The organism is Ferrovibrio sp., from assembly GCF_036381655.1.
Lineage (GTDB): Bacteria > Pseudomonadota > Alphaproteobacteria > Ferrovibrionales > Ferrovibrionaceae > Ferrovibrio.
The window spans coordinates 1-7,583 of record NZ_DASVCJ010000046.1; the positions used below are offsets into that span (position 1 = coordinate 1).

General features: G+C 64.1%; 8 protein-coding genes, 1 tRNA gene and 1 pseudogene. 2 read left to right on the top strand and 8 right to left on the bottom strand.

All coding sequences use genetic code 11. The features are described from left to right. Nucleotides 1-115 (top strand): integrase core domain-containing protein (locus VF194_RS09305; protein ID WP_330890277.1); only part of this gene is annotated, 115 nt, incomplete at its 5' end. Nucleotides 116-138: 23 nt separating this feature from the next. On the opposite strand, the gene VF194_RS09310 is transcribed toward VF194_RS09305, so the two are convergent. From VF194_RS09310 to hemN, 7 genes are all read right to left on the bottom strand, one after another. Beyond that, a complete protein-coding gene (locus VF194_RS09310; protein ID WP_330890280.1) occupies nt 139-408 on the bottom strand; it encodes a hypothetical protein in 270 nt (89 codons plus the stop codon). A 157-nt stretch (nt 409-565) separates the two neighbouring features. Next, nucleotides 566-640 (bottom strand) — tRNA-Val (locus VF194_RS09315). Nucleotides 641-883: 243 nt separating this feature from the next. Further along, on the bottom strand, nt 884-1,288 hold the full coding sequence (locus VF194_RS09320; protein ID WP_330890282.1) for a hypothetical protein: 405 nt from the start codon (nt 1,286-1,288) through the stop codon (nt 884-886). 312 nt (nt 1,289-1,600) lie between these two features. After that, entirely contained in the window at nt 1,601-2,143 is a 543-nt protein-coding gene (locus tag VF194_RS09325) for an isoprenylcysteine carboxyl methyltransferase family protein (RefSeq protein ID WP_330890284.1), read from the bottom strand. Nucleotide 2,144: 1 nt separating this feature from the next. Next, nucleotides 2,145-3,236 (bottom strand): type III polyketide synthase, encoded by a 1,092-nt coding sequence (locus VF194_RS09330; RefSeq protein WP_330890286.1) that lies wholly within the window; start codon nt 3,234-3,236, stop codon nt 2,145-2,147. Between the two features lie 195 nt (nt 3,237-3,431). Then, nucleotides 3,432-4,517: an alkene reductase gene (locus VF194_RS09335; protein WP_330890288.1), complete on the bottom strand. Its 1,086-nt coding sequence runs from the start codon at nt 4,515-4,517 to the stop codon at nt 3,432-3,434. Nucleotides 4,518-4,623: 106 nt separating this feature from the next. Next, nucleotides 4,624-6,039 (bottom strand): oxygen-independent coproporphyrinogen III oxidase, encoded by a 1,416-nt coding sequence (gene hemN / locus VF194_RS09340; RefSeq protein ID WP_330890290.1) that lies wholly within the window; start codon nt 6,037-6,039, stop codon nt 4,624-4,626. A gap of 436 nt (nt 6,040-6,475) precedes the next feature. Here hemN and VF194_RS09345 point away from each other — a divergent pair, with 436 nt between their 5' ends. Beyond that, complete coding sequence (locus tag VF194_RS09345; protein WP_330890292.1) at nt 6,476-7,450, top strand: radical SAM protein; 975 nt, start codon at nt 6,476-6,478, stop codon at nt 7,448-7,450. A 9-nt stretch (nt 7,451-7,459) separates the two neighbouring features. Here the strand turns inward: VF194_RS09345 and VF194_RS09350 are convergent. Then, a pseudogene (locus tag VF194_RS09350) lies at nt 7,460-7,583 on the bottom strand (IS5/IS1182 family transposase); the annotation flags it as partial.

The following is a 7,583-nucleotide window of genomic DNA, read 5'->3' on the forward strand; positions in this document are numbered from 1 at the left end:
CTGGCGCATCGACTACAATACCAACCGGCCGCATACCAGTCTGCGCGGCCTTACGCCAACCGAGTTTGCAACCCGCCCCGTAATGGGGCATCTTGAGAACAGACTCTCCCCATAAACGAGGGCATCAACGGGAGCAGGTCACTGCTCCTGGCTAAGAGAGTGATCGTACTGCCGCAGTTTATCAGCGGTCGCCTGAATACTTGAATTTACCGCGGCGTTTAGATCGTCCCCCACCAGATGATCGATACCGACTGTGATAGCTTCTGCGGCAACCGCCTTCACCGGGCCAAGTAGAATTACTCCACCTATGAAGGTTCCAATCTGGATTGCCGTACCGTATTTGGCATTCACATCTGCGAAGGTGGTCAGCAGCCAAAAAGCCAAAGGTGGCGGCGAAAACGAAGGCATCAAAAAAGCCGAAGCTTAAATCTTCGGCGAGCAGTACGCCGGCTTCTGGCGCTTCGCCCTATATGATCACACCGCGAGGGGCAACGGCTGACTGAGCTTGACGCGCAATAAAATATGTCGCCAAAATGTCGCCAAAGCCGGGCTGGCTTGCGGAAATTGGTGGGCGGTGAGAGGGTCGAACTCCCGACATCCTCGGTGTAAACGAGGCGCTCTACCACTGAGCTAACCGCCCTTACCTGGCTCGGCCTGCTGGCAGGCGACAGGATTGCCGCAAACGTCTGCGACGGCCCGGCTCTATAGCAGATCGCCGGGGGCGACGCCAATCCTCAAGGAAGGTTTTTCGGGGGAATCCAGGAGGTATCCATCCCCGGATGAAAGGGGCCGGCCGGCGAGAGCGGCCCGCCGGCCAGTCCGTTTTTGCCCAGTGCGCTTAGGCCGCGCTTAGGCCGCGCTTAGGCCGCGCTCATTCAGCCGCTTACTCCGCCTGGGCCGCCGGCTGGTTCTCGGTCCGGCCAGAGGCCGTGGCGGGCCATGCCGGCACCGCATTCTGCATCATGCTGGCGATTTCGCTGCTGCATTCCTGGCATTCCTGAATATCGGCCGACAGGCGCTGCAGGCTGCCGCTCATGAACTCGCTGCAGATCGACGGGATATCGCCGGCCTGGCCATCCGAGGCGAACATCCGCTGGGTCGCTTCCATGGCGGCCTGGGTTGCCCGATGGCGGCGTTCCAGCCAGTGGTTCATGAAGCTGCCATAGATGTTCAAGAGGCGCTCCTGCGCCTTCCAGAAAGTCTCGGCCTGCACTTTCGCAGCCTGGGTGACATCGCCGTTGCCGTTCCCGCGCGGAGCAGTCGCCTTTGAGCTTCGTGTAGCGGTCATGGTCGTCTCTCCCTTTGCCTATCCTGATTCAAGCCAGTTGGCGCGAACATGGGCGCGAGCCAACGCTCTGCGTGATCCATACGGCCCTTATAGCGGCAGGCGCTCCGACGAAATTTGATTTGGATCGTGATTATGCTGTCGCGCGAGGCCGACAAGCCGCCGATCAGGGCCGTCGCATACTGAGACTCCGATCCGTCGGCTTGTCAAAAGCAATTTTCGGCTGCTCGTAAAACCGTAATTCTGCCGCCGCCGGCGCGCGGCTTCGAATGTTAGCGGCCAGCTGGAATTTGGAATTTCAAAATCGTTCCAATCTTAGGCCGCCTCAGAAGAAGAACGGCAGGCGATGGCGTGGCGCGGTTGCAGGGCGGCTTCCTCGATGCCGATGCGGTGCCGCAGCAGCAATGCATTCAGAACCGACCAGATCAGCGCGACGGGCCAGGCGCCGAAGGCGAGCGGCAGGACAAGGATCTCTGCCGCGACCACCCAGTAATTCGGATGGCGCAGGACGCGAAACGGGCCGCGCCGCACCAGTGGTTGATGGTCCAAGGTGATGATACGCGTGGTCCAGAAGCGGCCGAGCGTGGCGATGATCCAGACGCGGAGCAGCTGCAACAGTCCATAAATGCCGATCAGCGGCCAGACGGGTTGCGTTGCGAGCGGAACGCTTATGGCGATCGCCGCCAGCCAGGAGGCATGCAGAAGGATGAAAAGCGGGTAATGTCCTGCGCCGTATTCCCGGCCGCCTTGCGCCAGCAGGCGGCGGGTGTTGCGCCGCGCCAGGGCCAGCTCGGCCAGGCGTTGCAGCACCACGAAACCGAGCGCCAGGATCAGCGGCGGCCAATCGGACGGCGGCATGTCAGGCCAGATCGATCAGCAGCATCGCCGCGGTGAAACCCGGTCCGAGCGCGGTCAGCAACTGGACGCCGCGATCGCCGGCCTCCAGGGCCGCCTTCAGGACGAACAGCACGGTCACGGATGACATGTTGCCATGCCGGCGCAGCACATCGCGGGCATGCGCCAGCGCCCCGGGCTGCAACCCGAACGCCTCTTCCAGCGCATCCACCACCTTGGCGCCGCCGGGATGGCAAACGAAGCCGTCGATGTCGCCGATCGTCGCTCCGTGACGCGCCAGAAAGCCGTCCACCACCGGCCGCAGGTCGTTGCGCACCAGATCCGGAATGCTGCCGGAGAAGACGACTTTCAGGCCGTCCTCGGCAATGTCCCAGCCCATGACATCCAGGCTGTCGGGCCAGATATGCTCGGCCGAGGGCCCCAGACAGGGTTTGCCCGGGCCGGACTGCGATGGCCCGTATTCGCCACGGCAACTGATGATCGCGGCGGCGGCGCCGTCGCCGAAAAGGGCGGTGGCGACAATGTTGCTTTTCGACAGATCGCTATGCCGGAAGGTGAGGCCGCAGAGCTCGACCACCAGCAGCAGCACCCGGGAATCCGGTTGCGCCCGGGCAAGGGCTGCGGCACGGGACAGGCCCAGCACGCCGCCGGCGCAGCCCAGGCCGAAAATCGGCAGCCGCAGGACATCGGGCCGGAAGGGCATATGCTGCATCAGCCGGGCGTCCAGGCTGGGAGTTGCGATACCGGACGAGCAGACGGTGATCAGGACATCGATATCGCCTGCGTCGAGCCGGGCTTCGCTGAGGGCCTTGCGCGCCGCCTGTGCAAGCAGGTCGACGGCATTCTCCAGGAAGAGGCTGTTCCGCTCGGCAAAGCCGTGATGTTCGACATACCAGTCGAGCGGCACGCAGGAATGCCGCGTCTCGATTTCCGCGTTGCGGTAGATCGGCGTCAGGCGGCTGAAATTAGCGACCCTGGAGGCGAAGACATCGCCGGCGCGCGCGGCCACTTCGTCCTGCCGCAATTCGAATGGCGGCGTTGCGGTGGCCAGGGAGACGAGGCGGGGGGCGAGATTTTGGACCCTGTCGAAGAACATCGCGGCTCGTTGAATTCGCGTCGATCACCACCAACACCAGGGAGCGGCGCGGGTTCAACACGTGCCTAGACGATAGGGCGGGTGCCGCCGGCAGGACAATCAGATTTCCGCGAGCCAGGATGCCACGGCCAGCGCGGCGGACCAGGAGGCGCGTTTCGGCGCCGCCTGGCCGGGATGACAATACCTGCAGGCGGGCTATTCCGCTGCCTCCAGGACCGGATAGTCGGTGTAGCCCTTCGCGCCGCCGCCATAGAAGGTGGTGCGGTCGGGCGGCGTCAGCGGCGCATTGCGGCGCAGCCGCTCGACCAGGTCGGGATTGCTGATGAAGGGGCGGCCGAAGGCGACCAGGTCGGCCCGTCCGCCGCTGACGGCCTCTTCGGCCATTTGTCGCGAGTAACCATTGTTGACCAGCCAGGCATTGCGGAAGCGGCTGCGCAGGGCGCCGTAATCGAAGCCGGCGCCGAAATTGCGGTCGCCGCCGGTCTGGCCCTCGATGATATGGATATAGACAAGGTTCAGCCGGTCCAACTGCTCGACCACGTAATTGAACAGCGGCTGCGGATTGCTGTCATGCGCATCGTTGGCCGGCGTGACCGGCGAGATGCGGATGCCGGTGCGTTCCGGACCGATTTCCGCTGCGATCGCCTGCATCACTTCCAGCATCAGCCGGGCGCGGTTTTCGATGCTGCCGCCATATTCGTCGGTGCGCTTGTTGCTGCCGTCGCGCAGGAACTGGTCGAGCAGATAGCCATTGGCGCCATGCGCCTCGACGCCGTCGAAGCCGGCGGCGATCGCATTGGCCGCGCCCTTGCGATAGGCGTCAATGATGCCGGGTATCTCGCTCAGCTCCAGGGCGCGCGGCTCGGAAACATCGCGGAATTCGCCGTCCACGAAGGTCTTGGTGTTGGCGCGGATGGCCGAGGGCGCGACCGGCGCCTTGCCGCCCGGCTGAAGGGCGGTATGCGAGACGCGGCCGACATGCCAGAGCTGCAGGAATATGCGGCCGCCGCGAGCATGCACGGCATCGGTGACGCGCTTCCAGCCTGCGATCTGCTCGGGGCTATGGATGCCTGGCGTCGATTGATAGCCCTGGCCCTCGGGGCAGACCTGCGTGGCTTCGGCGACGATCAGGCCGGCTCCGGCGCGCTGGCTGTAATAGGTGGCCATCAATTCGGTGGGGACGTTCCCGGCGCCGGCGCGGTTGCGCGTCAGCGGCGCCATGACAATGCGGTTGGGGAGGGTGAGTTTGCCCAGACGAAAGGGGGTGAACAAGGCGCTCATGGTCGCTCCGGATTTTCTGGCTGTCAGGGAGGTACGCGGAAACTCGACGGATCAAAAGAAAAGGCAGCGTTGCGAAAAAGCAAGAGCCCCATGGCGGAATGCGGCGTCATGCTGCCGCATGCCGCGGCGTCACGCCGGCCGATTGGGCCAGATAGGCGTCGAAAACCGCCGAGACCTGCCGCAGCAGGGGTCGGCCGATATCCGGCACGATGACGCGATAGCCGTCACGCCGCACGACATCGTGGCGCATCAGCGGCTCCAGGCGCTCAAGATCGCTGTCGAACAGGGCCGCCGGCTGGCCATGCCCGGCGGCCAGCGCAGCCAGGTCGACCTGCAGATGGCACATCAGCTGCTCGATCACCGCGCGGCGCAGCCGATCTTCCGGACTGAGGTGCCGCATGCGGGCCACCGGCAGGCGGCCGTTGTCCAAGGCTTGGCGCCATGCGGCCACGGCGGGAATATTCTGGGCATAGCCTTCCGGCAGCGTGCTGATGGCCGAGGTGCCGAAGCCGAGCAGAACCTCGCCCACCTCGGTCGTATAGCCTTGGAAATTGCGATGCAGCGTGCCGCTTTGCGCATGCCGGGCCAGCGGATCGTCCGCGAGGGAAAAATGATCGAGCCCGATGCGGCGATAGCCCGCCGCCATCAGACGATGGCCCGCGGCGGCCTCCTGGGCAAAGCGTTCTGCCGTATCGGGCAGGGCGGCGGCATCGATGCGCGCCTGATGCGGCTTCATCCAGGGCACATGCGCATAGCCGAACAGCGCCAGCCGGTCGGGCCGCAGCGTCAGGCAGCGCTCGACGGTATCGGTCACATTGGCGACGGTCTGATGCGGCAGACCGTAGAGCAGATCGAAATTGATTCCGGCAATGCCGGCCTCGCGCAGGGCATCGGTGCTGCGGAGGATATCCTCGAAAGGCTGGATGCGGTTCACCGCCCGCTGCACCTGTTCGTCCAGGCTCTGTACGCCCAGGCTGGCGCGATTGACGCCCATGGCGGCAAGGCCGCGTGCCAGGGCATGGTCGCAATGGCGCGGATCGATCTCGATGGCGATCTCCGCGCCGGGCTGCAATGCGAAACGCTCGAACAGCCGGTCGGTGATGCGGCGCAGGCCCTCGGCGGCGAGGATGGTCGGCGTGCCGCCGCCGAAATGCAGTCCGCTCAGCCGCGGCCGGCGCGGCAGCAGGGCGCCGACGGCCTCGATTTCACGCAGCAGGTATCGGACATAACGCTCCAGTGCGTCGGCATTTTTGGTGATCTGGGTATGGCAGCCGCAATACCAGCACATCTGCCGGCAGAAGGGGATGTGGACATACAGCGCGAAGGCGCCGCCATCGGTCAGTTCCGAAAGCTGGCGGCGCCAGTCCGTATCCTCGGCGACGGCGCGGAAATGCGGCGCCGTCGGGTAGGAGGTATAGCGCGGCACCGGCCCGATCGCCTGGGCGAGGCTGGCCAGCTCGGCCAGCCAGCGCCGGTCCGCAGGGGTGGAGGTATCCGTTTCGGCAGGAGCTATCCGTGTCATCGTTGCGCCATTGAGCATGACCGAGCGGCCGAATTCTTTGACGTGGCTCAATATCGGTAAGGGACGGCCGGATCGACGCAGCCCGGGCACGCCGTGGGCAGCGCGTCGCATGGAGCAGTTTTGATTGGAAATTTTATGACTTTAGCAAGCTGTGACCCCGGTCACAGCCGGGGCGGGGCGTTCGTGCCATAAAAAAGCCGTCAGCGTCGAGGGACGATCCCTCGTGTTCCCCAACTGTGAACCCCGGAGCGTAATCCTCCGGGGTTTCTTTTGCCGATCATCGGCCCGGGGACGGACAGGCGCCAAAGCCATTGAACAGCATCGTGCCATTCATCATCCGCTAACCATCATTGATGGCGGGGGCTTGATTCAAATCAAGGTGGCGAAACAGGCATTCTATATGCCGCAATGACGTGACTCACCACGGGAGAAGCCCATGTCCGGCATTGCTGCACCGCGCATCACAGAACGTGTCGATGCGATCACCCATATCTCAAACGCCTATCTCACCAAAACGCCGCCCATCCCGCGCAGCGTCAAGATCGAGCTGACCGGCCGCTGCAATTACAACTGCACCTTCTGCGCGCGCTCCTTCCGCCTGCGGGCGCAGGACGAAATGGATCGCGGTCTGTTTGAACGCCTCTTGCGCGAGATGCGCCAGGACGGCGTCGAGGAGATCGGTCTGTTCTATCTCGGCGAGTCCTTTTTGTGCGACTGGCTGGAGGAGGCGATCGCTTTCGCCAAGCAGGAATGCGGCTTTCCCTATGTCTTTCTCACCACGAACGGTTCGCTCGCCATCGCCGATCGGCTGGAGACCTGCTTCCGCAACGGCCTCGATTCCCTGAAATTCTCGTATAACTATGCCGACGAGGCGCAGTTCGTCGAAGTCGCCCGGGTCAAGCCGCGCCTGTTCGACGACATGAAGGCGAATATCCTGGCGGCGCGCGCCGTGCGCGACAAGGTCGCCGCCGAGACCGGCCATTTCTGCGGCCTCTATGCTTCGTACATAGAATACGATGGCGAGCAGCGCGCCCGCATGATGGAGGCCGTGGCCGAGATCACGCCCTTCGTCGACGAGGTCTACGCGCTGCCGCTCTACAACCAGGCGGATCTGGTGACGGATCGGGAGAAGAAGCTGGGCTGGAAGCCGACGGCGGGCAATCGCGGCCGGCTGGAGGCGTTACGCGATCCGCTGCCCTGCTGGTCGATCTTCACCGAAGGCCATATCGCCTGGGACGGCAAGCTGTCGGCCTGCTGCTTCGATCACGACGGCCGCTTCCATATGGCGGATCTGACGCAGGTATCATTCCGCGAGGGCTGGAACAGCCTGACATTCCAGACGCTGCGCGATGCCCACTTGCGCAAGGATGTGACCGGCACCGCCTGCGAGCAATGCGTCGCCTACCGCTAGGGTGTGTCGTCAATTGTATGAGAGGATGGCGGCGGCGAGCTTTGTGGCTGCTGCGAAATGGTCGGCTCGTTTGTCGTAGCGGGTGGCGATGGCTCGGAACTGCTTGAGGCGGCAGAAGAAGCGCTCGATGCGG

Bases quoted from the DNA above. Each gene is read 5' to 3' on its own strand.
- VF194_RS09310 (WP_330890280.1), bottom strand. From the start codon at position 408: ATGCCTTCGTTTTCGCCGCCACCTTTGGCTTTTTGGCTGCTGACCACC.
- VF194_RS09320 (WP_330890282.1), bottom strand. From the start codon at position 1,288: ATGACCGCTACACGAAGCTCAAAGGCGACTGCTCCGCGCGGGAACGGC.
- VF194_RS09325 (WP_330890284.1), bottom strand. From the start codon at position 2,143: ATGCCGCCGTCCGATTGGCCGCCGCTGATCCTGGCGCTCGGTTTCGTG.
- VF194_RS09330 (WP_330890286.1), bottom strand. From the start codon at position 3,236: ATGTTCTTCGACAGGGTCCAAAATCTCGCCCCCCGCCTCGTCTCCCTG.
- VF194_RS09335 (WP_330890288.1), bottom strand. From the start codon at position 4,517: ATGAGCGCCTTGTTCACCCCCTTTCGTCTGGGCAAACTCACCCTCCCC.
- hemN (WP_330890290.1), bottom strand. From the start codon at position 6,039: ATGACACGGATAGCTCCTGCCGAAACGGATACCTCCACCCCTGCGGAC.
- VF194_RS09345 (WP_330890292.1), top strand. From the start codon at position 6,476: ATGTCCGGCATTGCTGCACCGCGCATCACAGAACGTGTCGATGCGATC.